This window comes from Bacillus sp. JK106 (genome assembly GCF_053663355.1).
In genome coordinates this window covers 176,381-201,642 of record NZ_JBSJQC010000003.1, presented here as the reverse complement: position 1 = coordinate 201,642, position 25,262 = coordinate 176,381, and the positions used below count along the sequence as shown (strand labels likewise).

Here is a 25,262-nt window from a genome sequence, read left to right as displayed (position 1 = left end):
TTTAGGGGCAAAAGCTGTTTTTCCGCTCCATTTCTCAACAAAACGTGTTACACTTTTCTCGTATGCAAGAATTGAGGTGTCCATTTTAATGAACAAACAACGGTTCGTTGTCATAGATGTCGAAACAACAGGAAATTCGCCGAAAAAGGGCGATAAAATCATTCAAATCGCAGCGGTTGTCATTGAAAATGGACAAATAACTGAGCGGTTTTCAAAATATATCAATCCGAATCAGGCCATCCCGCCGTTTATTGAACAGCTGACCGGAATTTCGTCCGGAATGGTTGAAAATGAACTGCCGTTTGAAGCGGTCGCAGAGGAGATTTTTCATCTGCTTGACGGCGCGTATTTTGTTGCCCACAATATTCATTTCGACCTCGGATTTGTCCGACATGAACTGAGCGAAGCGGGCTATGAGCTGCCGGATTGTGAAGTGCTTGATACGGTTGAGCTTTCGCGTATTGTTTTCCCGGGGTTTGAAGGATATAAGCTCGGTGAGTTGTGCGCAGAGCTGAATATTGTTCATGACCGCCCTCACCGCGCAGACAGCGATGCGGAGGTTACGGGACTGGTCTTTTTAGACATTTTACATAAACTGAAACATTTGCCTTTACCGACGTTAAAGCAGCTTAGAAGGCTTTCACAGCATTTTATCAGCGATTTGACGCTGCTTTTGGATTCCTTTATACATGAAAGCAGGCCGGCGGAAGAAAAGAGCTGCATTCCATACGCCTCTTTTTCAATTAAAGAGCCCGATCAAATTCCGGTTTCCCGTCCGGTGAATGCGGCCATTGACCTTGAAAAGTGGAACGAAGAAAAAGAACAGATCTTGTCCGGCATCATCCCCCGCTATGAAAAGCGGAAAGGACAGCTTACGATGATGGATGAAGTGCTTGGCGCCTTCCGCAATCGGGAGCATGCGCTGATTGAAGCGGCGCCCGGCATCGGAAAAACGATCGGTTATCTCGTTCCGGCTGTTTTATTTGCCAAAGCGGAACAAACTCCCGTCATTATCAGCACGTACTCTACTCTTTTGCAGCAGCAGATCATGTCTAAAGATCTTCCGCTTTTGGAGCGTATGTTTCCTTGGCCGGTCAAAGCCGCTATTTTAAAAGGGAAATCACATTATCTGTGCCTGCCGAAGTTTGAACATATTCTGCATGAGGAAGATGACAACTATGATGCGGTTTTGACGAAAGCGCAGCTTCTCGTCTGGCTGACGGAGACTGAAACGGGCGACGCCGCTGAGCTGAATCTTCCATCAGGCGGCAGATTGCTGTGGGAGCGCATGGCTTACGATGAGAATTCTTTTATGAAAAAAGGGAAGGACTCGGCTGCGGGGTTTTATGAACGGGCTAAAGAAAAAGCGCAGGCCGCAGATCTGATTATCACAAACCATGCTTTGCTGTTTTCAGATCAAAGCAGTGAAACGAAAAAACTGCCTGCAAGCGGAACGGTCATCATTGATGAAGCGCATCATTTCGAACGCGCCGCCAGCGAGCACCTGGGGAAGAGAGCTTCATACATCGGACTGCACACAAAGCTCAGCCGAATCGGAACCTTAAAGGAACACGGACTGTTAAAGCGGATGAGAAAACTGTTTTATACGTATGAACTGCCGGCGGAAAGTTTTTTTGACGCCGATGAGTGGATGAAGCATATTCAATCGGAAAGCGACGCATTTTTCAGTTCAGTGCATTCTTTTGTCAAACGAAGAAAACCTAAAGACGATCTGAACCGTCTCGTCTATAGTCTCAATCATAAAAGCCAGGATAAAGGGTTTCACATGATAACGGACGGAGCGGAGCGGCTTTGTGCGATGCTGGATCAGCTGCTTGACATGTTTTCCGTACAGGAGAAACTGTTACATCAAAAGCTTGATCAGATGAAAAGCGGAGCGGCTTTTTTAGCGGGCGAATATGTAAAGTGTATCAGGGGGCTGAAAGAATATCGTGATACGTTCAGCAGGCTGCTGTTTGAAAATGATGAGAAAGAAGCCGTTTGGGTTGAAATTGATGCGAAGGGCGCAAAAAATGCCGTCAGCATCTATGCGCAGCCTTTGGAGCCCGGTGAAATGCTGGCAGACCAGTTTTTCGCCCGCAAAAAAAGCGTTGTGCTCACATCAGCGACCTTAATGGTGGAGCAGTCTTTTCAATTTATGATTGAAAGGCTCGGACTTGCGGATTTTTATCCGCGCACCAAAAGCATCCCGTCTCCTTTTTCTTACGATGATCAGATGAACGTCATCATTCCGAAAGAGATGAAATCCGTTAAATATGACGGGGAGCGGGAAGTCATTGAGCATATTGCCAAGTATGCAGAAATCATGTCAAAGGGAAAACAGCCGAAGATCCTTGTCCTGTTTACGTCTCATGATATGCTGAAAAAAGTGTATCAGGAACTGAAACTCAGTATGGAGATCTCAGGCATTCAGCTTCTCGCCCAAGGTATTTCAGGCGGGAGTCCCGGTAAATTAATGAAAACCTTTAAAACGGCAAGCCGGGCGATTTTGCTCGGGACGAATCATTTCTGGGAAGGCGTTGATTTTCCGGGGGATGAATTGTCAACCGTCATGATCGCAAGACTTCCTTTCAGGGCGCCTGATAATCCGCTTCACGCCGCAAAATGCGAATTTGCCAAGAAGCAGGGGAAAAATCCGTTTCAGACGATTTCCCTGCCTGAGGCCGTGTTAACGTTCAGACAGGGGATCGGGCGCCTGCTCCGTACGGCGGGAGACAAGGGAACGATCGTTCTTTTAGATCAGCGTGTAAAGACGGCGGGATACGGACGGCTGTTTCTTGAAGCGCTCCCGACTTCATCCCTTTTGGAGCTGACGGATGCCGAGCTCGGGGCTTATGTCAGCCAAACGGAATAAAAGCCGCATAAACGCGGCTTTCGTGGTGTGGGATGAGGAATTGTTTTTATAGTAAAAGCGGGTTCATGCCGCCTTGTGATTTTATTATGCCGCGGGCGCATCCCGTTATGACTAACAAAATTTGTTCGACCGATGGAGGGTATAAAAATGGAAAGCAAAATTGAAATTCTGTCAACGATTAATGTGGAGCATTCAGATGATTTATATAAAATCGTCGATACATTAAACCGGACTTTGAAACGGGACAATCTGATGTTCGGCCTTGCGCTCGACGAAGAAAATCAAAATGAAGCGGTCTTCACCATTTATCGCACATAGGTGAAAAAGATGAGAAAAAAAGCATTAATATTTACAGCCGTATTTGGTATTATTTTTTTAGCAGTTCTTTTATTTTCGGCCAGCATTTTTAAATCTGCAATGGCTCAAAAAGAAGAAGGCCACGAAACAGCTGCCGCAACCGCTAAAGAAAAAACGAATCTGACAGATGCTGAGAAAGTGGAGACCTTTGTCGGCAAACAGAAATATTATGTTGTTACCGGAACGGATAAACATGGAAAAGATATGTATGTATGGGTTCCGGCCGACAAAAAAGCAAAAATTCTCTCAAAAAAAGCCAGTGACGGCATTTCAAGCGGCAAGGCTGCCAAGATTGTTCGGGACGAAGGGCTTGTTTCCAAGCTGAATGGTGTTCACCCGGCGAGAGAAAACAATGTTCCGTTATGGGAAGTGACCTATATCAACAAAAGCGGGCAGTATAGCTTTAGCTATGTGGACTTTACAAGCGGCAAGATTCTCAAAAACATCACACCGTGAGACGTATTAGGGGGAGTTCAAGTTGAAATTGGCAAAAAGAGTATCCGCATTAACACCGTCTGCAACACTTGCAATTACTGCAAAAGCGAAAGAGCTGAAAGCAGAAGGCCATGATGTCATCGGCCTCGGAGCAGGAGAACCGGATTTTAATACGCCTCAGCACATTATAGATGCCGCGGTGCGTTCCATGAATGAAGGCCACACAAAATATACGCCTTCAGGCGGTCTGCCGGCCTTGAAAGACAGTATCGCAAAAAAATTCAAAAACGATCAGGGGATTGAATATAAGCCGTCAGAAATCATTGTCTGCACCGGAGCGAAACACGCTCTGTATACATTATTTCAGGTCATTCTCGATGAAGGGGATGAAGTGATTATACCGACTCCTTACTGGGTCAGCTATCCTGAGCAGGTGAAACTGGCAGGGGGGCGTCCCGTCTATGCAGAAGGGCTGGAATCCAATCAGTTTAAAATTTCACCGGAGCAGCTGAAGCAGGCTATCACCGAGAAAACAAAAGCGCTCATTATCAATTCACCGAGCAACCCGACAGGTGTTATGTATACGAAGGAAGAGCTTGCGGAACTCGGAAAAGTGTGTCTGGAGCATGGCATTCTGATCGTTTCTGACGAGATTTATGAGAAGCTTACATACGGAGGAAAAAAACACGTCTCAATCGCACAGCTTTCAGATGAATTGAAAGAGCAGACGATCATCATTAACGGTGTTTCGAAATCTCACAGCATGACGGGCTGGAGGATCGGCTATGCAGCGGGTTCGGAGACGATTATTAAAGCGATGACGAGCCTTGCAAGCCACAGCACATCAAATCCGACGTCCATCGCTCAATACGGCGCCATTGCGGCCTATAACGGGCCGGCTGAGCCGCTGGAAGAGATGAGACAGGCATTTGAGCACAGACTGAATACCATTTACGCTCAGCTTAGTGAGATTCCCGGATTCACCTGTGTCAAACCTGAAGGAGCGTTTTACTTGTTCCCTAACGCCAAAGCGGCCGCAGAAAACTGCGGATTCAAAGATGTCGATGAATACGTCAAGGCGCTTCTGGAAGAAGAAAAAGTCGCCATCGTGCCGGGCTCGGGTTTCGGTTCACCGGACAACGTCCGCTTATCTTACGCAACGTCACTCGATCTTTTAGAAGAAGCGGTCAAGAGAATCCGCCGCTTTACGGAAAAACACAGCTGATTCTGAAAAAGCGGCTTTTAAAGCCGCTTTTCACTTGCATTGACCCCGTTAGAGTAGAACGGGTATAATAAAGTGATGAAAAAAGAGATTCAGGCAGATTCCTGAATGTCTTTCTTGTTCTGGAGGGAAAGAGTTTGAAAACAACAATCAACCAAGTGTATAAACACACAGGCGAGGAAGTAACGATTGGAGCTTGGGTCGCTAATAAACGCTCAAGCGGTAAAATCGCATTTTTACAGCTGAGAGACGGTACCGGCTTCATTCAGGGAGTTGTCGTCAAAGCTGAAGTAGAAGAAGACATCTTCCAAATTGCGAAATCAGTGACGCAGGAAACGTCACTTTATGTAAAAGGAATTGTGAAAGAGGACGAGCGTTCACCGCTTGGCTATGAGCTTGCTGTTACATCCATTGAAGTCATTCACGAAGCGACTGATTATCCGATTACGCCTAAAGAGCACGGTACGGAATTCTTAATGGATCACAGACATTTATGGCTCCGTTCGAAACGCCAGCATGCAATTATGAAAATCCGCAACGAAATCATCCGTGCGACTTATGAATTTTTCAACAAAGAAGGCTTCGTGAAAGTTGATCCGCCGATTTTGACGGGAAGCGCTCCCGAAGGCACGACTGAGCTGTTCGCGACGAAATATTTTGATGAAGACGCCTTCTTGTCTCAAAGCGGCCAGCTGTATATGGAAGCAGCTGCAATGGCGCTCGGAAAAGTATTCTCTTTCGGACCGACGTTCAGAGCGGAAAAATCGAAAACGAAACGCCATCTCATCGAATTCTGGATGATTGAGCCTGAAATGGCATTTGTTGAATTTGAAGAAAACCTTGAAGTTCAGGAGAATTATGTTGCATACATCGTACAAAGTGTGCTGGAACATTGTAAGATCGAGCTGAACACATTGGGAAGAGACACATCGAAGCTTGAACAAATCAAAGCGCCATTCCCGCGCATTACGTACGATAAAGCGATCGAATTCCTGAAAGAAAAAGGCTTTGACGATATTGAGTGGGGAGATGACTTCGGTGCGCCGCATGAAACAGCGATCGCAGAAAGCTATGACAAACCGGTGTTTATCACTCATTACCCGACGTCATTAAAACCGTTTTATATGCAGCCTGCCAAAGATCGTGACGATGTCGTGTTATGTGCCGACTTAATCGCTCCGGAAGGTTACGGGGAAATCATCGGCGGTTCAGAACGCGTTCATGATATGGATTTATTGGAAGAAAGATTAAAAGAACACGGTCTGGATTCAGATGCTTACAAATGGTATGCTGAACTCAGACAATACGGTTCTGTTCCGCACTCCGGCTTCGGCCTCGGACTTGAGCGGACAGTGGCTTGGATCAGCGGAGCGCCTCACGTGCGTGAAACGATTCCGTTCCCGAGACTTCTGAACCGTCTGTATCCGTAATAGTTATGAAAAACGAAGTCTCCTGCAAGGGAGACTTTTTCTAAGTAAAGGGGAAAGCTCCCGGAGATAACCTTTTACAGTAAGAGGTGTAAGGATGAAAAAACAGCAATTTATAGATATGCAGGAACTCGGCATTTCAAGCATTCCCAACCTGCTGCTGACACATTACCGGCAGCTCGGGCTGAATGAAACCGAATTGATCCTGCTTTTGAAGATTAAAATGCATTTGGAAAAGGGCTCTTATTTTCCGACGCCGTTTGAACTTCAATCAGGCATGTCCATCTCTGCTGAAGAATGTACAAGCTGCCTGAGAATGTTTATTCAAAAAGGTTTTCTGTTTATTGAAGAATGTGAAGACCATAACGGCATAAAGTTTGAAAAATATTCTCTGCAGCCGTTATGGGCGAAGCTGTATGATTACATGCAGCATTCTCAAAATGAAACGCAGGAAAGAACGTCAGAAAGAGAACAAAAAAGCCTGTATACCATCTTTGAAGAAGAGTTCGGAAGACCGCTGTCGCCGCTTGAATGCGAGACGCTGGCCATATGGCAGGATCAGGATCAGCATGATGCGATTATGATTAAACACGCCTTAAAAGAAGCCGTTTTATCAGGGAAACTCAGTTTTCGCTATATTGACCGGATTTTATTTGAATGGAAAAAGAACGGCTTCAAAACGGTTGAGCAGGCGAAGGCGCACAGCCAAAAATTCCGGCGTGTTCAAACGAAACAAAATGATCCGCAAAAAGAGTATACGAGGCAGGTGCCTTTTTACAATTGGCTGGAACAATAACATGAGAAGGGGAGAAACGTGTTAAATTTAAAGCAGATTGAATATTGTCTTGAAAAAATCGGCGATATGTTTCCGCACGCAGAATGTGAACTTGTCCATTCAAATCCTTTCGAATTGGTTGTGGCAGTCGCATTATCCGCGCAATGTACGGACGCTCTCGTCAACAGAGTGACAAAAACGCTATTTCAAAAATATAAACGGCCCGAAGATTATCTTGCCGTATCGCTGGAAGAACTCCAGCAGGATATTAAATCAATCGGTCTTTACCGTAATAAAGCCAAAAATATTCAAAAGCTGAGCAAAATGATCATCGAAGAGTACGGCGGAGAAGTGCCGAAAGACCGGGATGAGCTTGTGAAGCTGCCGGGTGTCGGACGGAAAACGGCAAATGTGGTCGTGTCTGTTGCTTTCGGCGTACCTGCGATCGCAGTAGACACTCATGTGGAGCGGGTCTCTAAACGGCTCGGCATCTGCCGCTGGAAGGACTCTGTTTTGGAAGTAGAGAAAACATTAATGAAAAAAGTGCCGAAAGAGGATTGGTCTGTTACGCATCACAGGTTAATATTTTTCGGCCGGTATCATTGTAAAGCGCAATCTCCCCGTTGTGCGGAATGTCCTTTGCTTCCGCTATGCAGAGAAGGGCAGAAGCGTGACAAAAAAGGGCTGGTGAAACGGTGACGGCGATTGACATTCTGGCAGACTATGAAACATACCTGCGCAGCCTTACGGACTTGGAAAGCTTCGAGATCAAAGCGGCGCTGCGCCGCCATCCGCTGTATATGGATTTCAGCGGTCAGCCAACAGTGCAGCCATGGAGGGAAAGGGGCGAATATGTCCCGTTTCTGTTTCAGATTTGGAATGAAACGAAAGAAACGCTGCTTCCCGTTTTTCAAACAAGAAAATCGAGATGTGATCAAAATGACATGCTGAAGGGAATAGCCTGTCTGATTGCCGCTTTTCATTGGACGGCAGGGGAGCGGGTCACATCACTCGACTGGACTGTGCTTGAAACAAAGCATTTTCCCGCGGAACCGATCAATTGGGCGGAGCGAATGGCGTTTATTTTAACAAAACCGACTCAATTTCACTCGTTTATTCAGCTGGATGAATTGATGACGGAGATGAAGAAACAATATCATAAATATGAAGCCATGAACAAATGTTAAAAACCTCCTTTTCTTATAAGGAGGTTTTTTTTGTATGAAAAAAATCCTTCACCTGTTTGGGGCGAAGGATTTCGTCCGCTAATGAGCGGGATTTGGATGGATGGTTGACGAATTGGACTGCCCGTTGATATTTGAAGATGAGTCTTGGTTTTTATCCGTTTGACCGCTGTCAGGTTTATTTGAGCCGTCTGAACCGGAATCGGAATCATTATCAGAGCCGTTATCTTGCTGTCCGTTGTTATCGGTCCCGTTGCCGGGCTGATTCTGATTGTTGTTATCTGTTTGATCCTTATCGGATTGATCCTGATTTTTATCCGGGTCATCAGTTGGTGTTTGATCCGATCCGTCAGACGTATCTGTCTGATTGTCATCTTTGTTAGGATCATCGGTTTGCGTCTTGTCCTTATCTTTATCTTCATCAGTCTTCTGTTCATCGTCAGTCGCTTTATCTTTATCCGCATCGTCTTCTTCATCTTTCGGGACTTTGAAAGATGCTGATGCCGTATCGCTTTTTCCGTCATCGTTTTCCGCTGTCACCTGGAAGCTGTATGTGGAGCCTGGCGTGACATTTGAGACGACGGCTTCTTTTGCCGAACTGTTTTGAATGTCACTGTAGCTTCCGCCGTCAACGGATTGTTTGACATTGAATGTTGCATCACCGTCATAATTCCAGCTTAAGGTTAATGATTTTTTATCTTTGTCGTATTTCACTTGCAATCCTGTCGGTTTATCGGCTTTTTCTTTCGTGTACGTTTTAGAAACGGCAGTTGGCTGCGTCCCTTTCACGAAGTACTCCGTCACTTTTTTATCATCCGGCGTGTTCGGTCCGGCTAAAGCGGCAGGATTCGAGCCTTTCTCAACTGTTTCTTTTACGACGCTGTCAGGCTGCTTGAAGCTTCCTTTACCGTCATCAACGTATGAGATCAGCTTTTGGAAAATACGTTTTGCGACTTGCTGGTCTGCAGAAGACAGTGATTTCTTGCCTGCTTTGTTGCCAGATTCTACACCAGTCCAAACCGCCGCAGTATATTGTGGGGTGTATCCGACAAACCAGGAATCCGGAACTCCGCCTGGAGCAATGTTATATTTTTGAATATCACCTTTAGTAAAGTTTGTCGTACCCGTTTTACCGGCAACTTCTACGTTCGGCACCTGAGCCAGCTTACCTGTTCCTGTTTGAACCGCTGATTTGAGCATATCTGTAATCATAAACGCTGTGTAGTCGCTCATAGCACTTTTCGGTTTCGGTGTTAAATCAAGCTTAGTGCCGTCATTAAATTCAATCGATGTGACCGCGTGCGGTTCATTGTACGTACCGTTATTTCCGAAAGCGCTGTAGGCGCCCGCCATTGTCATAGGGGAAACCCCCGGATTATCAGCTCCAAAACCGCCGATCGAATAAGATTCCGTTACACTATCCTTGTTTAATCCCAATCCTAAGTCATTTGCGAAGTCGACGGCATTATCTTTCCCTGCTGCTTGGTATGCTTTTAAAGCAGGAATATTACGTGAATCCGCGAGGGCTTCTCGCATTGATATCATATTTCTGTATTTATTGTCCCAATCATGTATCGGAGTGCCGTCAGAGTACGTGTAAGCCGAATCGTCAATCTGCTCATACGTCGACCATTTTTTATTTTCAATGACAGGCCCGTAATCAAGAATCGGTTTAATCGTCGAACCTGGCTGGCGTTGAGTATCTGTCGCGTAGTTAAACCCGCCTGCAGTTCTATTCCGTCCCGGTCCGATGGCGCGGATTTCTCCGTTTGTCGTATCAAGGAGGGTAACGCCGCCCTGCATGCCTTCGGTAAAGCCGGCCGTGTCTCCGTTCATCAATTGATCAAGATAATCTTGTGCTTTCGTATCAAGAGTCGTGTAAATTTTCAGTCCGTCAGTTGAAATATTGACGTCTTTCTTTTCTTTTGTCTCAATTTCTTTCATAACTTCTTCGACAAAAGCGCTGTATTTATTTGTGTCCTTTTTATCGTATTCCTTTTGGCTGACGACGCCTTCATCTTTCATGGACACTTTCTTCGCTTTTTGGTATTCAGAATTTGAAATGAATCCTTGTTTTTCCATTAAGCTGAGAACGATGTTTCGGCGTTTTTCGGAAGCCTTCGGGTTTTTAACCGGGTTATATCCGGTCGGGCTTTGCGGCATTCCGGCAAGCGTCGCCGCCTGTTCAACCGTAAGTTTGCTTAAGTCTTTTACGCCGAAGAATTCTTCAGCCGCTTTTCCGACGCCGTAGGCGCGCGGTGAGAAATAAATTCTGTTTAAATACATTTCTAAGATTTCATCTTTAGAATAATGGCGCTCCAGCTGCAGGGAAAGCCACACTTCCTGTGCTTTCCGTTTAATCGTTTTCTGATGGGTTAAAAGCGAGTTTTTCACAACCTGCTGGGTGATTGTGCTTCCTCCCTCTGAACCGAACCCATCCGTAAAGTTGGCGACCAAAGCGCCTCCGATCCGAATCGGGTCTATACCGTGGTGCTTATAAAAACGGGCGTCTTCAGTTGCGATAAATGCTTCTTTCACAACATCGGGTATATCCTTAATCGGGACGTAGGTTCGTTTTTCACCGCCCACTTCCGCGATTTCTTTTCCGTTTTTATCGTAAATCGTTGAAGAGTAAGGCGTTTTCAGCTTGGCTTCATCCAAAGACGGCGCGCCGGAAACCAAAACGGCAAATGCCGCGGCTCCGCCGACTATGCCAAGGACAAACAGAATAACCAAGGACAGCACAATCTTTTTGAATAAACCGCCTTTACGCTGTTTCTTGCCTTTTTTCGGTGAAGAGGGCTTAGTGCTTTTCGTCTGCCTTGCCTTACGGCGTTCTTCACGGCTCGTAAATTGATCTGACATAACATCTCAACCTTTCGTTTATCAACCTTTCGCTCAGTCTACTGTTCCTGCGAAAAATAAAGCTGTTCAATAATACTAATATAATCAATTCTCGGTGAGTATCCAAGGGAAATCGGAAAGGAAGCATCTTCTAATTCGTCTTTGCGAATTGATTTTCTGCCGTTCTTCTCCTTTCTCTCCCAAAAGACAAACAGCTTGTCGGCTTCGAGGAAATAAACCTTTCCGAAAGCGGATATAATAACAAAACAAATGCCGTCTTGCCTGACCACCTGCTTCATATGCTCAATCTGATGATCATGAAAATTCTGCAGGGGAAATGCCGTTTTGTTTTTTGTTTCTTTTGCCTCGAAATCAATGTAGCGTCCTTTATAAATGCCGTTGTAGTCAGTTGTTGAAGACTGTTTAAAATAAGCTTCCTTAATGACTGCGGCGCTTCTTTTCGGATAGTGGACGTTTACAATCTGGACGGGTGTCGGCTTTTTGTGAATGACAGCAATTTGGTTAGCCAGATAATACTTATTCGTTTCATTCAGGTCGTCTTCGAGGGTCATGCCGCGATTACTGTATGAATGAGACCGTTTCTGGCTGTTTTGGGATGAAACCGTTTTGTTCGGCTGAAAAGTTTTTCCATTCGGGTACCGAATCACTTTTTCCATCCTCCTTATCAAACTAATAGTGACGGAAGTGAATGAACGTGCATAAACGACAGACCGTAACCGCCATTCTTCGCCTGATCGAAAAAGAGACGAAAATAAAAAATGCCGATAATATTTCCCGGACGAATGCCTATAAAGCATATTATGACCGCCATCCTGAGATCAAGTGGCCGCTTTTGGCATCCTTTGTGTCCCGCAATGCGGGCTGGTCGATGACTGATTTAAGAGGTGTCCTTTATCAGGAGGGCCTTGACAGCAGTCAGAAAAACTGGTTTTTCCTTTCGTATGAAAGGGCGAATTGGCTGATTTTTTCTGATGCCTATCCTCAGCTTCTGGTCTACCAGTGGTCAAAACAAATCGGCGAACCTCTTTTCCGTCATCTTCCTCATTTCCGCGTCTCGGCTTTTATGCAGGAAGAATGGTTCCGCTTTTGGCGTGACGGAGATACGGAACGACTCATGTATGCTCTTATTATAAATGAACAAAACACTATCCAAGCACCTATTATACAAAATCCTTCGTTTAAAAAGAATGTTTTTGGCACGATTCCTTTTTATTTAAGTGATTGGTTTCACTTTAATACGGTGATATTCCCTTCATTTGACGGACATTTATACGGAATTTCCGTCAAACGGTTTTCAAAAACCGAAGAGAGAATTACGCTCGGAAAACAGCTGGCCCGCCTTCTGTTCAGCCCTGATCTTCACGCTTCTTTTTACCGTTTTCTTGATACCGTTCCTCATACCGGTTCACGCTTTGATATGGAGAAAATGATCGGCATCAAAAAAAGAACATCACCCATGCTGAGGACAACCTATCCCATTGTTGCCCACCCATTAGACGGCGAAAGGGCGGATTGGTTTCAAAAAAGGTTAAGAAAAGGGGCTTTCTTACAGGAGAAAATGCCGAAACAGCTTGAACTGACGGACTGGTACTTCCAGAAAAGACGGGAGCTCCATGCGCTCTTCGCGGTTAAAGAGTGGCTGAAGAAATGAAAAAGCCCGAAACCGTTCGCTGGGGTTTCGGGCTGCTGATGTGTTACGTGGAAGGGCGGTTTGGGCCGCCTAATTTTTTATCAAGCGTATCAGTCGTTTTTGCTTCGGTTTTTTGCTGTTTACCTGCATTTTTCGGTCTCGTTTTCATACGGCACCTCCTCAACTGTATCGTTTGCATTAACGTGCCGGTTCATACAAAGTTTGCGGCACTTTTTTGTCGAAAGGCACGCCTTTTAGGATAATCTCTGTTTGTTTGCCGAACTGCTTCTAGTTTTGTCATGTGCAGAGGAGAGCGGTATGAAAACGAGAATTATATTTGAAAGAGACGCAAGTGATAAAAGGGAGGAACATGAATGTCTGTTTACACGAGCAAGGCTGATATTCTCCGTCTGCTTTCTGATATTGAAATCCGGATTTCTGCTGCTGAAAAGACGCTTACTCAAGCAGTCAGATCCTGTCAGGCGGAAGCAGAAGAAATCAGGCAGGAGAAACTTTCCCGTCTTGAGGAAGAGGCGCGGGAGCTTCATGTTTGTATTGATGACCTGTTTTTGACTGACCGGCGTAAAAAGGATTTGCCGAGAGCCTGCCGGATAAGCTGATTTTGTGCAAAAACTTTGGTACCATATGTACTGAGGTGAGTCCGTTTGCAGACACAGTCGTTATTGGAGCTGACAGAACAAATGATAGAGGCGGTTCTGGAAGCCGAAAAAAGGTATCAGGATGGAAAAGAGTCAGGCCGTTCATATGATTTTTTTGAGACGATTAAACCCGATGTTGAAAAAAGAGACCGGCTTTGCGCGCTTTGGACAGAAGCAGCGCTTGCATTTATTCAGGAAAACCGTCCGAAATACGTTCATCACGCACAAATTCAGGCCGTTACAGAAAATTTCGGGGAGCTGATGCTCCAATCATATGTTCATCATATTCATAAAAAAAGATACAGGGATTTAACTGAATCTGTTTTATATACGCTTCGTATATTAAGGGATGAAATTGAAAAAGAAGGCAGCTGAAAACGGCTGCCTTCTTTTATATAAAGGGGTCGGGTATGTTATTCATACGCCGGGTTTTCTGCTCCACTTGCTTCGAGAACCTTCATACTGTTTCGAAATTCGGTTGCGGTGAGATGGCCTTGAATATAGAGAAATTTTGCAAAGTCCATCAGTTTATCTGCACAATCTGTTTCATATTTTTTCACTTCAGCAAAACGCTTTCTTAAGTATGATACGTTCATAATGGTGCATCCCCTCTCATGTATGTTGAGATTATGTTAACATAACGATTCGACTTTTTTCTGTTTTTAAAAAATTAAGACTTTCGACAGCATTTGACAAAGATCAGAATCACCGAAAGCACATAACCAAGGCGGAATTCATACATATATAGCAGAAACTTAGTGAGAGACAAGGGGGAATGTCGTATGCAATGGAGAGCGCAGCCACATCAAAATATGTACCAGCAGCCGGCGGGATATTTCTACCCGCAGCAGATACAGCCATTACAGCAGCCGTATCCGCAGCAGATACAGCCATTGCAGCAGCCGCCATATCATCAGCAAGGGCAGTACCCGCAGCAATTTTATCCGAATCAGGAATACGGTCATATACAGCCGCCGTATGCTCCCGCTCTTCCTCAGGCAGGCATGCCCGGGGGCCAGCCGGAGTTTGTGAATCCTTACCCCGTTCCCAGACCGAATCAGCAGCAGTCTTCCCAATTCTCAGGCATACTCTCCCAGTTTAAAAAAACGAACGGACAGTTTGACTTTAATAAAATGATGGATACAACGGGGCAGATGGTAAGCGCCGTAAATCAGGTCGGATCGCTGGTGAAAGGCTTCACCAGTATCTTCAAATAAAAAGCATGAATGATATCCATCATTCATGCTTATTTTTTAGGGAAAAAGAGGGTAAGCGTCTGTTCATTCCAGGATGTTTCCATATCTTCTTCACTTACCTTATACGGGAGGACAACGGTTCTTGTCATGCTTGAAGACATGTGGGATGAATGAGCCTGTTTATGATCGTAGCGGATTGTAACGTGAAGGTAGCACCCTTTCGTTTCCACCAGCATATCCCCGTCACGGAACGTCTCGGGAACGCCGATATCAACCGCGAGGCCCGTCGGCTCTTCTCTGACGTCAATCGTCACTTGCGCTTCAGTAAAAGCCGAATTGACAAGGTGCTGAAAACCCTGCATCAATTCTGCGAAGGGACCTGAGTGAAAAAATTGGTCCATCGCATGGCTGATGATGTCCTCATTTCTTTGCGGATCAAGTTTATCGTTTTGTGATTGATCCATATGACCACCGCCTTTTTACAAACAGACTATGCGATGTTATGCCGTATGGTTAAGAATTGAAGGAAAAAAGAAAGTATGGTTAAATAGTGGAGAATAAACTGGTAACGGATTCACATTTAGGAAGGGGAGCACAACACATTGCTGAAAAAATTATTCGGATTGGGAGACAGCCGGAAAAAGCCGGCCGAGGAAGTGATTTTTTCTCCGGCTGACGGAGCGGTGATGGATTTGGCTTCAGTGCCGGATCCCGTATTTTCACAAAAAATGATGGGGGACGGGATCGCCGTCGAGCCTGCAAACGGAGACATTGTTTCACCGGTTGAGGGAGAAGTGATTCAGCTGTTCCATACAAAACATGCTGTCGGCATCCGCACCCTTTCCGGAGCGGAACTTTTGATACATGTCGGTTTGGATACCGTCAATATGAACGGCGAAGGCTTTGAAGCGCATGTAAAAGAAGGAGACAAAGTGAAAACAGGCGATCTGCTTTTAACGTGCCGGCTGGATTTAATAAAAGAAAAAGCAAGCAGCACCGTCATCCCTATGGTGATTATGAATGGCGATGCCGCAGAACCTTTGCAATTTGCAGGCGCAAATGAAGCGAAAAAAGGACAAACAGAGCTATTTACGATAAAAATGAAGTAGGCAGGGGCTGATTCCCTGCTTTTTTTCTTGTGCAGGATTTTCATCTAGCCAGGCAAACAAATATTCGGTAAACTGTACCTCATAAAGAGGTGTGAACGATGAAGAAAAAATCACTGAGCGAACTGATTCAGGAATTAAAAAATCATGAAAATATTGTGCATTGGCATGAAGAGGAACCGCGGGAGGCGAAAACCATGCCGATGCCGGAGCAAGTAGATCCGAACATTCGGGCTGCTCTCGAAAAGAGGGGGATCGAGCGGCTTTTTACACATCAATACTCCGCTTTTCAGACGGTTCAAAATGGAGAAAGCATTGTCGCCGTCACACCGACGGCCTCCGGAAAAACACTGTGCTATAATCTTCCGGTTCTTCAGTCTATCGCGGAAGATGCCTCAAGCCGCGCGCTTTATTTATTTCCGACAAAGGCGCTCGCGCAGGATCAAAAAAGCGAGCTGAATGAAATCATAGACGAGACGGGCATGGACATTAAAAGCTTCACCTATGACGGAGATACGTCTCCGGCCATCAGGCAGAAAGTCAGAAAGGCAGGGCATATTGTGATCACAAATCCCGATATGCTTCATTCAGCCATTCTTCCCCACCATACAAAATGGGTGAGTCTGTTTGAAAACCTGAAATATATCGTCATTGATGAATTACATACGTACCGCGGCGTATTCGGCAGCCATGTGGCGAACGTCATCCGCCGTTTAATGAGAATCTGCGCTTTTTACGGAAGCACGCCGTCATTTATCTGTACATCCGCCACAATCGCCAATCCGAGGGAGTTGGCGGAGCAGCTGACGGGGAAATCTGTGCGCCTGATTGACGACAACGGTGCCCCGGCCGGAAGAAAGCACTTTGCTTTTTACAATCCTCCGATTGTAAATAAACCGCTGCATATTCGAAAAAGCGCCACCGCGGAAGTGAACGAACTTGCCAAAACTTTTTTAAAAAATAAGATCCAGACGATTGTTTTTGCCAGAAGCCGTGTCCGGGTTGAAATTATTTTAAGCCACATTCAGGAGATCGTAAAAAAAGAAATCGGCGCGAAGTCTGTCAGAGGCTATCGAGGCGGATATCTTCCGAAAGAAAGAAGAGAAATAGAGCGGGGGTTAAGAGACGGCAGCATTCTAGGCGTTGTCAGCACAAACGCGCTGGAGCTCGGCGTTGATATCGGCCAGCTTCAGGTCTGCGTGATGACGGGGTACCCGGGCAGTGTCGCGAGCGCATGGCAGCAGGCGGGCCGGGCCGGACGGCGGCAGGGAGAGGCGCTTATCGTGATGGTGGCGAACTCTGATCCGATTGACCAATATATTGTGCGCCATCCTGATTATTTCTTTAAACGCTCGCCTGAATCTGCAAGGATTAATCCTGATAATCTCATTATATTAGTCGATCACCTGAAATGCGCCGCGTATGAGCTGCCTTTCAGAGCCGATGAAACATTCGGAGAAAATGATGCGAGAGACATTCTCGAGTATTTAGAGGAAGAAGGGGTGCTTCACGAAAACCGCGAACGCTATCACTGGGCGAGCGAATCTTTTCCCGCCTCCAACATCAGTCTCCGTTCGGCGTCACAGGAAAACGTGGTCATCGTTGACCGGTCAGAGACGGCTGATGTAAAAATCATCGGAGAAATGGACCGCTTCAGCGCGATGATGCTTCTTCATGATGAAGCGATTTATCTTCATGAAGGGGTGCAGTATCAGGTTGAAAAGCTTGATTGGGATCATAAAAAAGCGTACGTGCGAAAGGTCGATGTCGAATATTATACAGATGCCAATTTAGCGGTGCAGCTGAAAGTGCTGGACATTGACAGAACGGACAGCAGAAAGAAAACGGCCTTACATTTCGGCGACGTCACCGTGAACGCACTTCCGACAATATTTAAAAAAATTAAAATGACGACATTTGAAAATATAGGATCAGGACCGATTCATCTTCCTGAAGAAGAACTGCATACCAGTGCAGCCTGGCTTGAATTAAAAGAAACGGATTCGGAGATCGGCGAAAAAACGCTTGAACAGCTGCTTTTAGGCATTGCCCACGTCCTGCAGCATATCGTGCCTGTATACGTCATGTGCGACCGAAATGACGTGCATGTCGTGCCGCAAATCAAAGCCGCACATACGGGACTTCCGACAATCTTTCTGTATGATCATTATCCGGGCGGAATCGGACTTGCCGATGAAGTATATAAGCGATTTGATGAAATCAATGAAGGGGCTGAGCGCCTGATCAGACAATGTCCATGTCAAGACGGATGTCCTTCCTGCATCGGCTCCGAAATAGAAGGAATAGATGCAAAGAAAGCGATACTCAAGCTCTTGAATTACGTGTAAAAGAAAAGGGGGACGAAAGATGTCCTTGAAAAATAAATTAAAGCGGATGAAAAACCACCTGAATGTGCCCGAAGCTGAAAAAAAGCCGGCAGCTTCACAACTTTCGATCCCGGATATTCAAGTCCCGTTTAGAGAAGAATGGGAGGCATTCGGAGTGAAGCCTTTCTTTTTTGAGGATGAATACTGTCTTATCCGCGAAACCGTCTATCCGCTTTCGCACCGCCACGGACGGTACAGCTTCAGTGAACTTGATGACGTCATGGCATTATGGAATAAAGGCGGTTTGACACATACTTTATCAGCAGAAGGATACGAAAAAAGCCAGCTGTTCTTCTTTGATACTGAAACGACCGGCCTCGGCGGCGGGGCAGGCAATATGATCTTTTTGCTCGGCCATGCAAGAGTATATGAAGACCGTGTCGCGGTTAAACAGCATCTGCTCCCTAAACCGGGAAACGAGACGGCTCTTTACAAAAGCTTTTTAAGTGAGGTTGACATTACGTCCCTTGTTACGTATAACGGAAAAGCCTTTGACTGGCCGCAGGTAAAAACCAGGCATACATTGCTGCGGGACAGGCTTCCGAAACTTCCTGACTTCGGGCACTTTGATCTTCTGCACGGGGCGAGACGGCTTTGGAAACATAAGTTAGAGCGTGTATCGCTTTCGGCGGTTGAAAATGAAGAGCTTGCTTTTAAAAGGGACGAAGACACCCCTGGGTATTTGGCGCCGATGCTGTATTTTCAATTTTTAAAGGCGGAGGACCCGGCTCTTTTAAAGGGAGTGCTCTCGCATAATGAACAAGATGTGCTTTCCCTCATCGCTCTTTACATCCATATGTCAAAAAAGATTTTTGCATCTTCTGATCAGACGTCAGAACGTCAGGAAGCATACGCCATGGCGAAATGGTTTATCGCTCATAAAGAAACCGATCGCGCCGTTTCGCAGCTGGAAGCGCTGCAAGGCAAAGACTTTAAAGATTCGGATCGGGCCCTTTTTGACTTAGCGATGCTTTATAAAAAACAAAACCGCAGGCAAGACGCCGTGCCCCTTTGGGAGAAACTGACGGGCTCTGATCTTCACACATGCAGACACCAATCAGCGGTTGAGCTGGCGATCTATTTTGAGCATCATGCAAAAGATTACAAAAAAGCTCTGCAGGCCGCACAGCAGGCGGCAGAAGACGGGGAAATATCGGAAAAAGAAGCCGAGAAGCTCCATGTAAGAATTGCCCGGCTCAAGAGGAAATATTCCTCTTAAAATATTGCCCGGGAAAGCGCAAAAGCTGAGCTGTTTCGCCAAAAATATTTTTTTCTGAATCCGCATCGATTTTGTTGTAGAATGGTGCCGCATCTTGTAAAATAGCGTTAGTTATTTATAGGGGAGAGTTGGTATGTATAAAGGTGTTTTTTACTTGTTCTTTGTCGTGGTTTTTTTGATTGCGTTTGTATTTTCGAATTTTAAAGACAGCTTGCTGACGCACTTTTAAATTGGGTGATTGAATTAGAACATGCACCCTCTTTTCTTCATAACCTAACAGTGTAATAAAAGTTAATGGAGAGGGGATTTAGCATGTTTCATCATCATTGTTGCAGACCAAACGTGATGCCGCCGATTGTCCATCCGACTCATTGCTGTGAACACCATTGCTTTTCTAACACGGTTGTGCCGCATATTCATCCGCAACATACAACTAACGTAAATCACCACAACTTTGAGCACGTTCATTACTATCCGCATACTTTTTCAAATGTTGACCCGACAACTCACCAGCATTTTCAGTGCGGAAGCCCTTGCTGCGATCATTAGTATTGAACGCTTAAGCAAGATCGGTTAGGATATCAGCAAATCAAAATGGGGCCCGATGGGGAGCCCCATTTTTTAAGCAGGTGATCAATTGAAAGTATTAGCCGTAACGGGGTACAAGCCGTTTGAACTCGGGATTTTTAAACGGGATGACCGGGCGCTTGTTTATATAAAAAAGGCGATAGAAACCAGACTCAGAAGCTTTATTGACGAAGGCTTGGAATGGATTCTCATATCCGGACAGCTGGGGACTGAGCTTTGGGCGGCAGAAACGGCGTACGATCTCAGAGAAGAGTATCCGGAATTAAAGGTTGCCGTTATCACGCCTTTCTACGGCCAGGAGGAAAAGTGGAAGGAGCCGAATAAAGAAATGTATGAAGCGGTGCTTGCTCAGGCAGATTATGAGGAGAGCCTGACGCATCGGCCGTACGAAAGTCCGCTCCAATTCCGGCAGAAAAACGCGTTCTTTATTGAAAAGTCAGATGCGCTTTTGCTTTTATATGATCCGGAGGTGGAAGGGTCGCCGAAATATATGCTGCAGCAGGCAGAAAAACGCCGTGAAACCGACGGATATCCGATTTATTCGATTACGATGGATGATCTCCGTGCCGCCGTTGAAGAAGAAGATTTCTTTACATAACACGTCAGAGAATATTTGACAACGGGACGTGTTTCTGAATAAAATATAACATGATGATTCACGATATGAGGTGAAAAAGATGCTTGCTGATAAAGTAAAGCTTTCTGCGAAAGACATTTTGGAAAAAGAATTTAAAACAGGCGTTAGAGGTTACAGACAAGAAGACGTTGACAAATTTTTAGATATGATTATTAAGGATTATGAAACCTTTCATCAAGAAATTGAAGAACTGCAGCAGGAAAATCTGCAGCTGAAAAAACAGCTTGAAGAAGCAAGCAAAAAACAGCCGGTGCAGTCCAATACGACCAACTTTGACATTCTGAAAAGGCTGTCCAACCTTGAGAAACATGTATTCGGCAGCAAACTTTATGACGAATAAGGCAGATGCACTTGTCAAATGAGACAAGTTGCTTTATAATGAACAAGTGTTCTTAACGTTCGGGTAATCGCTGCAGATCTTTGAATCTGTAGAGGAAAGTCCATGCTCGCACGGTGCTGAGATGCCCGTAGTGTTCGTGCCTAGCGAAGAAATAAGCTAGGGCAGCCTTCATAGGCTGACGGCAGGAAAAAAGCCTACGTCTCCGGATATGGCTGAGTATCCTTGAAAGTGCCACAGTGACGAAGTCTCATCAGAAATGGTGAGAGTGGAACGCGGTAAACCCCTCGAGCGAGAAACCCAAATTTTGGTAGGGGAACCTTCTTGAAGGAACTGAACAGATAGAAGGACAGAATACTTTCTGTAGATAGATGATTGCCGCCTGAGTACGAGGTGATGAGCCGATTGCAGTACGACGGAACAAAACATGGCTTACAGAACGTTAAACATTATTGATATGACAAATTAGAGCTCTCCTTTAAAGGGGAGCTTTTATCTTGAATGAAACGAAAGCTTAAAAGAGACAGGGTGATACGATGAAGAAGTACACACTAATAGCGACGGCGCCGATGGGAATTGAAGCGATCGTCGCCAAAGAAGTGCGTGATTTAGGTTATGAATGCAAAGTAGACAACGGAAAAGTCATTTTTGAAGGAGATGCGCTTGCGATCTGCCGCGCTAACTTATGGCTGCGGACGGCTGACCGCATTAAAGTACAGGTCGCCGAGTTTCAGGCAAAAACGTTTGATGAGCTGTTTGAAAAAACAAAAGCGATTGACTGGCGCGCGTACATTCCCGAAAACGCAAAGTTCCCCGTTATCGGAAAGTCCGTGAAATCAGTGCTTGCCAGTGTGCCCGACTGCCAGCGGATCGTCAAAAAGGCGATAGCGGAAAAGCTGAAACTTCAATCAGGAAAACAAAATGAATGGATTGAAGAAACGGGACCCGAGTATAAGGTAGAGATTTCCCTTTTAAAAGATAAAGCGGTGCTTACGCTGGATTCATCAGGAACAGGCCTTCACAAACGGGGATACAGGGTTGATCAGGGCGGAGCTCCGATTAAAGAAACGCTCGCTGCCGCGTTAATTCTGTTAACCAACTGGACGCCTGACCGTCCGTTCGTCGATCCGTTCTGCGGTTCCGGCACGATCGCCATCGAAGCCGCTTTAATCGGGCAAAACATTGCTCCGGGTTTTAACCGTGATTTTGCTTCAGAAGACTGGGAATGGATCGGAAAAGAACTATGGGACAAGGCGCGCCTTGAAGTGGAAGAAAAGGCGAACTATGATCAGCCGCTGCAGATCTTTGCCAGTGACGTAGATCACCGGATGGTAAACATCGCCAAAGAAAATGCAGAAGAAGCGGGACTTGGGGACCTGATCGAATGCAAGCAGATGCGAGTGCAGGATTTTACGACGAAACTCGAATTCGGCGTTATCGTCGGAAACCCTCCGTACGGCGAACGGCTCGGCGAAAAAAAGGAAGTCGAGCAGATGTATAAAGAAATGGGCCGGGCATTTGAATCTCTTGATACATGGTCTGTCTACATGTTAACGTCAAATGAACAATTTGAAGAGGTCTACGGAAGAAAAGCAACAAAAAAACGGAAGCTCTTTAACGGTTTTATCAAAACGGATTATTATCAGTACTGGGCTAAAGTGCGGCCGCAGCGGAAAAAGCCGTAACAAAGAGAAGACGCCTGAAACAGCGTCTTCTCCGGCATCTTTACGTTTTATTCTGCCATTACCAGCGGTGCGCTTTTGCGTTGCTCCGTAAAATAATGTTGGTCTGGGACATTTCGGTGTGGCCGTTCACCTGCGATTTAGAGCGTTTCGGCCGCGTCCAATTGTGATGAAACAATTCAGAATGCTGATCTAATCGATCTTTATAACTCATGTAACCATCACTCCCGGATAGAATAATTTTGTGAAGATGGATATTCGATCGAATATCTGTTGTAGTTTGTGCAGGTCAGGTGCGGATCATTCAGGATGGCATGTATAGAAAGTGAAGCATCGGCATAGAATGATGATTATTTCTATTTGAGAGGTGATCTTATTTTATGCTGAACAGCGAGCACTTCAGTAAAATACAAAAGGCGTTAGACGCAACTGCTTTCCGGCTGGAGGAAGCCGGAGCGGAGTTCGGTCCTTCCGCCATGACACACGCACAGGAAGAACTTGAAAATGCGGTAAAACATACACATTCAACAGACCATCCGTTCCTATGTACACATATCATTAACCGGAAATGAGTAAATGACAAAAACTTGGCGTGGCCAAGTTTTTTTGTTGTATTGAAAAGGGTTAAATGATATTATAGATGGTCTGAATGCCGAATAGTTAGGGGTTGGAGTTGGGTGACAACATCACGTTTGCCTTTTGCTTTAACAAAAGAAAAGAATTTTTACGAAGAATTGAACAATTGGATTGGTGACGTGTTTTACGATATCCTTCCCGAGAAAGGCTTTGACCTTCGGGATGAGCAGGTATTTATGGCGTTTCAGCTTGAACGGGCTTTTAAAGAGAAAAAGGTCATGTTCGCTGAGGCAGGAGTCGGTACGGGGAAAACGCTGGTGTATCTGCTGTTTGCCATCAGCTATGCAAGATATACGGGTAAACCGGCCATTATCGCATGCGCCGATGAAACGTTAATAGAACAGCTTGTCAAAAAAGAAGGCGACATTTCCAAGCTGACAGAACATTTGGATCTGCAGATTGATACACGGCTGTCCAAATCCCATGAGCAGTATCTGTGTCTGAAAAAGCTTGAGAAAACGATGCAGCGTTCTGATGATGAAAAGTGGCTGGATCTTTATGAGTCGCTGCCTTCATTCGTACACGAATCACAAGCGATGCAGCGCTTTTATCCGTACGGCGACCGCAAACAGTACGCTGATTTGACAAATGAAGAGTGGGCAGGCGTCAGCTATGATTCCTTCCAAGATTGTTTAACATGTGATATGAGACATAGATGCGGTTTAACACTTTCAAGAGATCATTACAGAAAATCAACGGATCTGATTGTTTGCTCCCATGATTTCTACATGGAGCATGTATGGACGGAAGAATCACGCAAAAGGGAAGGGCAGCTGCCGCTTTTGCCGGATCACAGCGCCGTCGTGTTTGATGAAGGACATCTGCTGGAATTCGCCGCGCAAAAAGCGTTAACGTATCGTGTGAAGCAGTCGACGCTTGAGCTGTTTTTAGAGCGTCTGCTTCAAAATGACATCAGAGAGGAATTCGCCGAACTGATTGAAGATGCCCTTGCCGCAAACGATGAGTTTTTCTATGTGCTGTCAGAGGAATCGAAGGAAATCGCCGGCTCTCACCGATTGGACATCCAAAACGACCAGCGTGTTAAGCGTGCGGCTGACGAACTGTGCCGTCTGCTCGATAAAATCGGCGAGGCGCTCGTATTTGAATCGGAAATGTATACGATCGATAAGTACGAGCTGTCAGTCGTAGAAGAATACGTCGAACAAATGGCATATTCGCTGTCGCTGTATCAAAAGGATGCCATCAGCTGGCTTGAAACGCGGGATACAGACTCAACGTTTGTCGTTATGCCGAGAACTGTAGCCGAAGTTTTGGGAGAAAAGGTCTTTTCTAAAAAGATTCCTTATATCTTCTCATCGGCCACTCTTTCTGAGGGCGGTTCATTTGATTATATCGCTGACAGTCTCGGAATCCGTGATCCTTTATCATTTACCGTTGAATCTCCGTACGATTACGAGGAGCAAATGTCTGTTGCGCTTCACGGTGACATGACGTCTGAGCAGAAAACAGCCGAAACGATTGAAACCATTAAGGAGAATGAAGGACGCACTCTCGTTCTTTTCCCTTCCTTTGAAGACATGAAGGAATTTAAAGAACAGGCTGCCGCGTGGGAGCTGCCGTATCCGATTTACTACGAAGGTGACGAGGAGATCAGCAGTCTGGTCGAAAAATTCCAGCGGGATGAAGAATCCGTGCTTTGTTCCGTCCACTTATGGGAAGGTCTTGACATTCCCGGTGACTCGCTCCGGAATGTGACCATTTGGGCATTGCCGTATCCGCCTCATGATCCTGTGTTTACCGCAAAGCGAAACGGAGCGAAAAAAGATCCGTTTGAGGAAGTTGATCTGCCGTACATGCTTTTGAGAGTCCGGCAGGGAATCGGCCGCCTCATCCGTTCTAATCAGGACAGCGGAACCATATCCATTTATGCGGGCGGAGAAAGTGAACGGGTCCTGGCCGAAGTCAAAAAGGTCTTGCCTGTTACACCGAAAATCATATAAAAACAAAAGCTGCAGGAATCTTATCCTGCGGCTTTTTTAAATCCGGGAAGTTGACTTTATTACGGCGTTCCATTAGCCTGTAAT

Annotated in this window: 27 protein-coding genes, 1 other RNA gene and 1 pseudogene; 23 read left to right on the top strand and 6 right to left on the bottom strand. The window is 45.6% G+C overall.

What is annotated here, in order from left to right:
- The first annotated feature begins 88 nt into the window (after positions 1-88).
- From dinG to ACWJJS_RS11440, 8 genes are all read left to right on the top strand, one after another.
- Positions 89-2,875, top strand: coding sequence for an ATP-dependent DNA helicase DinG (dinG, locus tag ACWJJS_RS11475; RefSeq protein WP_278071126.1), 2,787 nt, complete (start codon positions 89-91; stop codon positions 2,873-2,875).
- Between the two features lie 147 nt (positions 2,876-3,022).
- Positions 3,023-3,193, top strand: coding sequence for a YpmA family protein (locus tag ACWJJS_RS11470; protein ID WP_003153512.1), 171 nt, complete (start codon positions 3,023-3,025; stop codon positions 3,191-3,193).
- A 9-nt stretch (positions 3,194-3,202) separates the two neighbouring features.
- The gene (tseB, locus tag ACWJJS_RS11465) at positions 3,203-3,688 is read left to right on the top strand and encodes a cell wall elongation/penicillin-binding protein regulator TseB (protein WP_278071125.1); all 486 of its coding nucleotides are present in this window, start codon (positions 3,203-3,205) and stop codon (positions 3,686-3,688) included.
- Between the two features lie 22 nt (positions 3,689-3,710).
- Entirely contained in the window at positions 3,711-4,892 is a 1,182-nt protein-coding gene (locus tag ACWJJS_RS11460) for a pyridoxal phosphate-dependent aminotransferase (RefSeq protein WP_025852661.1), read from the top strand.
- Between the two features lie 134 nt (positions 4,893-5,026).
- Complete coding sequence (gene asnS, locus ACWJJS_RS11455) at positions 5,027-6,319, top strand: asparagine--tRNA ligase (protein WP_003153515.1); 1,293 nt, start codon at positions 5,027-5,029, stop codon at positions 6,317-6,319.
- Between the two features lie 94 nt (positions 6,320-6,413).
- Positions 6,414-7,112 (top strand): DNA replication protein DnaD, encoded by a 699-nt coding sequence (dnaD, locus tag ACWJJS_RS11450; protein ID WP_070082021.1) that lies wholly within the window; start codon positions 6,414-6,416, stop codon positions 7,110-7,112.
- Positions 7,113-7,130: 18 nt separating this feature from the next.
- On the top strand, positions 7,131-7,790 hold the full coding sequence (nth, locus tag ACWJJS_RS11445) for an endonuclease III (RefSeq protein ID WP_003153517.1): 660 nt from the start codon (positions 7,131-7,133) through the stop codon (positions 7,788-7,790).
- Positions 7,787-8,278, top strand: a complete 492-nt coding sequence (locus ACWJJS_RS11440) for a YpoC family protein (protein WP_173613004.1) — start codon at positions 7,787-7,789, stop codon at positions 8,276-8,278. Before nth ends, ACWJJS_RS11440 begins: the two co-directional genes overlap by 4 nt.
- Before the next feature lie 78 nt (positions 8,279-8,356).
- Here ACWJJS_RS11440 and ACWJJS_RS11435 read toward each other — a convergent pair whose 3' ends face one another.
- On the bottom strand, positions 8,357-11,140 hold the full coding sequence (locus ACWJJS_RS11435; protein ID WP_454023586.1) for a PBP1A family penicillin-binding protein: 2,784 nt from the start codon (positions 11,138-11,140) through the stop codon (positions 8,357-8,359).
- Positions 11,141-11,178: 38 nt separating this feature from the next.
- Entirely contained in the window at positions 11,179-11,787 is a 609-nt protein-coding gene (gene recU, locus ACWJJS_RS11430) for a Holliday junction resolvase RecU (RefSeq protein WP_003153521.1), read from the bottom strand.
- Positions 11,788-11,828: 41 nt separating this feature from the next.
- On the opposite strand from recU, the gene ACWJJS_RS11425 reads away from it, so the two are divergent.
- On the top strand, positions 11,829-12,791 hold the full coding sequence (locus ACWJJS_RS11425; RefSeq protein ID WP_014418234.1) for a DUF2515 domain-containing protein: 963 nt from the start codon (positions 11,829-11,831) through the stop codon (positions 12,789-12,791).
- A gap of 43 nt (positions 12,792-12,834) precedes the next feature.
- Here the strand turns inward: ACWJJS_RS11425 and sspM are convergent, their stop codons facing one another.
- Positions 12,835-12,939, bottom strand: a complete 105-nt coding sequence (gene sspM / locus ACWJJS_RS11420) for an acid-soluble spore protein SspM (RefSeq protein ID WP_003153525.1) — start codon at positions 12,937-12,939, stop codon at positions 12,835-12,837.
- 205 nt (positions 12,940-13,144) lie between these two features.
- Between sspM and ACWJJS_RS11415 the strand changes: the two genes are divergently transcribed.
- Entirely contained in the window at positions 13,145-13,390 is a 246-nt protein-coding gene (locus ACWJJS_RS11415; RefSeq protein WP_039063257.1) for a DUF5446 family protein, read from the top strand.
- A 45-nt stretch (positions 13,391-13,435) separates the two neighbouring features.
- A complete protein-coding gene (locus ACWJJS_RS11410) occupies positions 13,436-13,804 on the top strand; it encodes a YppE family protein (RefSeq protein ID WP_003153529.1) in 369 nt (122 codons plus the stop codon).
- Between the two features lie 38 nt (positions 13,805-13,842).
- Here the strand turns inward: ACWJJS_RS11410 and ACWJJS_RS11405 are convergent, their stop codons facing one another.
- Positions 13,843-14,025 (bottom strand): YppF family protein, encoded by a 183-nt coding sequence (locus ACWJJS_RS11405; RefSeq protein ID WP_003153532.1) that lies wholly within the window; start codon positions 14,023-14,025, stop codon positions 13,843-13,845.
- A 186-nt stretch (positions 14,026-14,211) separates the two neighbouring features.
- On the opposite strand from ACWJJS_RS11405, the gene ACWJJS_RS11400 reads away from it, so the two are divergent.
- Positions 14,212-14,646: a YppG family protein gene (locus ACWJJS_RS11400; protein WP_454023585.1), complete on the top strand. Its 435-nt coding sequence runs from the start codon at positions 14,212-14,214 to the stop codon at positions 14,644-14,646.
- Positions 14,647-14,675: 29 nt separating this feature from the next.
- On the opposite strand, the gene ACWJJS_RS11395 is transcribed toward ACWJJS_RS11400, so the two are convergent.
- A complete protein-coding gene (locus tag ACWJJS_RS11395) occupies positions 14,676-15,089 on the bottom strand; it encodes a hypothetical protein (RefSeq protein WP_076851379.1) in 414 nt (137 codons plus the stop codon).
- 138 nt (positions 15,090-15,227) lie between these two features.
- Between ACWJJS_RS11395 and ACWJJS_RS11390 the strand changes: the two genes are divergently transcribed.
- The 9 genes and pseudogenes from ACWJJS_RS11390 (at position 15,228) to ACWJJS_RS11350 (ending at position 22,584) form a co-directional block, all read left to right on the top strand.
- Complete coding sequence (locus ACWJJS_RS11390; protein ID WP_012117833.1) at positions 15,228-15,734, top strand: PTS sugar transporter subunit IIA; 507 nt, start codon at positions 15,228-15,230, stop codon at positions 15,732-15,734.
- Positions 15,735-15,832: 98 nt separating this feature from the next.
- A complete protein-coding gene (locus ACWJJS_RS11385) occupies positions 15,833-18,079 on the top strand; it encodes a DEAD/DEAH box helicase (RefSeq protein ID WP_146284442.1) in 2,247 nt (748 codons plus the stop codon).
- Between the two features lie 19 nt (positions 18,080-18,098).
- Positions 18,099-19,337 carry a ribonuclease H-like domain-containing protein gene (locus ACWJJS_RS11380; RefSeq protein WP_454023584.1) on the top strand — a complete coding sequence of 413 codons (1,239 nt, stop codon included), beginning with the start codon at positions 18,099-18,101 and terminating at the stop codon, positions 19,335-19,337.
- 121 nt (positions 19,338-19,458) lie between these two features.
- A pseudogene (locus ACWJJS_RS11375) lies at positions 19,459-19,566 on the top strand (hypothetical protein); the annotation flags it as partial.
- Between the two features lie 83 nt (positions 19,567-19,649).
- Positions 19,650-19,886: a spore coat protein CotD gene (cotD, locus tag ACWJJS_RS11370; protein WP_003153539.1), complete on the top strand. Its 237-nt coding sequence runs from the start codon at positions 19,650-19,652 to the stop codon at positions 19,884-19,886.
- 88 nt (positions 19,887-19,974) lie between these two features.
- Complete coding sequence (locus ACWJJS_RS11365) at positions 19,975-20,523, top strand: DUF1273 domain-containing protein (protein WP_070082012.1); 549 nt, start codon at positions 19,975-19,977, stop codon at positions 20,521-20,523.
- Between the two features lie 79 nt (positions 20,524-20,602).
- Complete coding sequence (gene gpsB / locus ACWJJS_RS11360) at positions 20,603-20,902, top strand: cell division regulator GpsB (protein ID WP_003153541.1); 300 nt, start codon at positions 20,603-20,605, stop codon at positions 20,900-20,902.
- 55 nt (positions 20,903-20,957) lie between these two features.
- Positions 20,958-21,339, top strand: an RNA gene (gene rnpB / locus ACWJJS_RS11355) — RNase P RNA component class B.
- A gap of 96 nt (positions 21,340-21,435) precedes the next feature.
- Positions 21,436-22,584 carry a THUMP domain-containing class I SAM-dependent RNA methyltransferase gene (locus tag ACWJJS_RS11350; RefSeq protein ID WP_094247842.1) on the top strand — a complete coding sequence of 383 codons (1,149 nt, stop codon included), beginning with the start codon at positions 21,436-21,438 and terminating at the stop codon, positions 22,582-22,584.
- Positions 22,585-22,642: 58 nt separating this feature from the next.
- On the opposite strand, the gene ACWJJS_RS11345 is transcribed toward ACWJJS_RS11350, so the two are convergent.
- Positions 22,643-22,795 (bottom strand): YpzG family protein, encoded by a 153-nt coding sequence (locus tag ACWJJS_RS11345; protein WP_003153548.1) that lies wholly within the window; start codon positions 22,793-22,795, stop codon positions 22,643-22,645.
- 166 nt (positions 22,796-22,961) lie between these two features.
- Here ACWJJS_RS11345 and ACWJJS_RS11340 point away from each other — a divergent pair, with 166 nt between their 5' ends.
- Together ACWJJS_RS11340 and ACWJJS_RS11335 are read left to right on the top strand one after the other, a co-directional pair.
- On the top strand, positions 22,962-23,153 hold the full coding sequence (locus tag ACWJJS_RS11340) for a hypothetical protein (RefSeq protein WP_003153550.1): 192 nt from the start codon (positions 22,962-22,964) through the stop codon (positions 23,151-23,153).
- Positions 23,154-23,258: 105 nt separating this feature from the next.
- Entirely contained in the window at positions 23,259-25,178 is a 1,920-nt protein-coding gene (locus ACWJJS_RS11335; protein WP_060674164.1) for an ATP-dependent DNA helicase, read from the top strand.
- Positions 25,179-25,262: the final 84 nt, after the last annotated feature.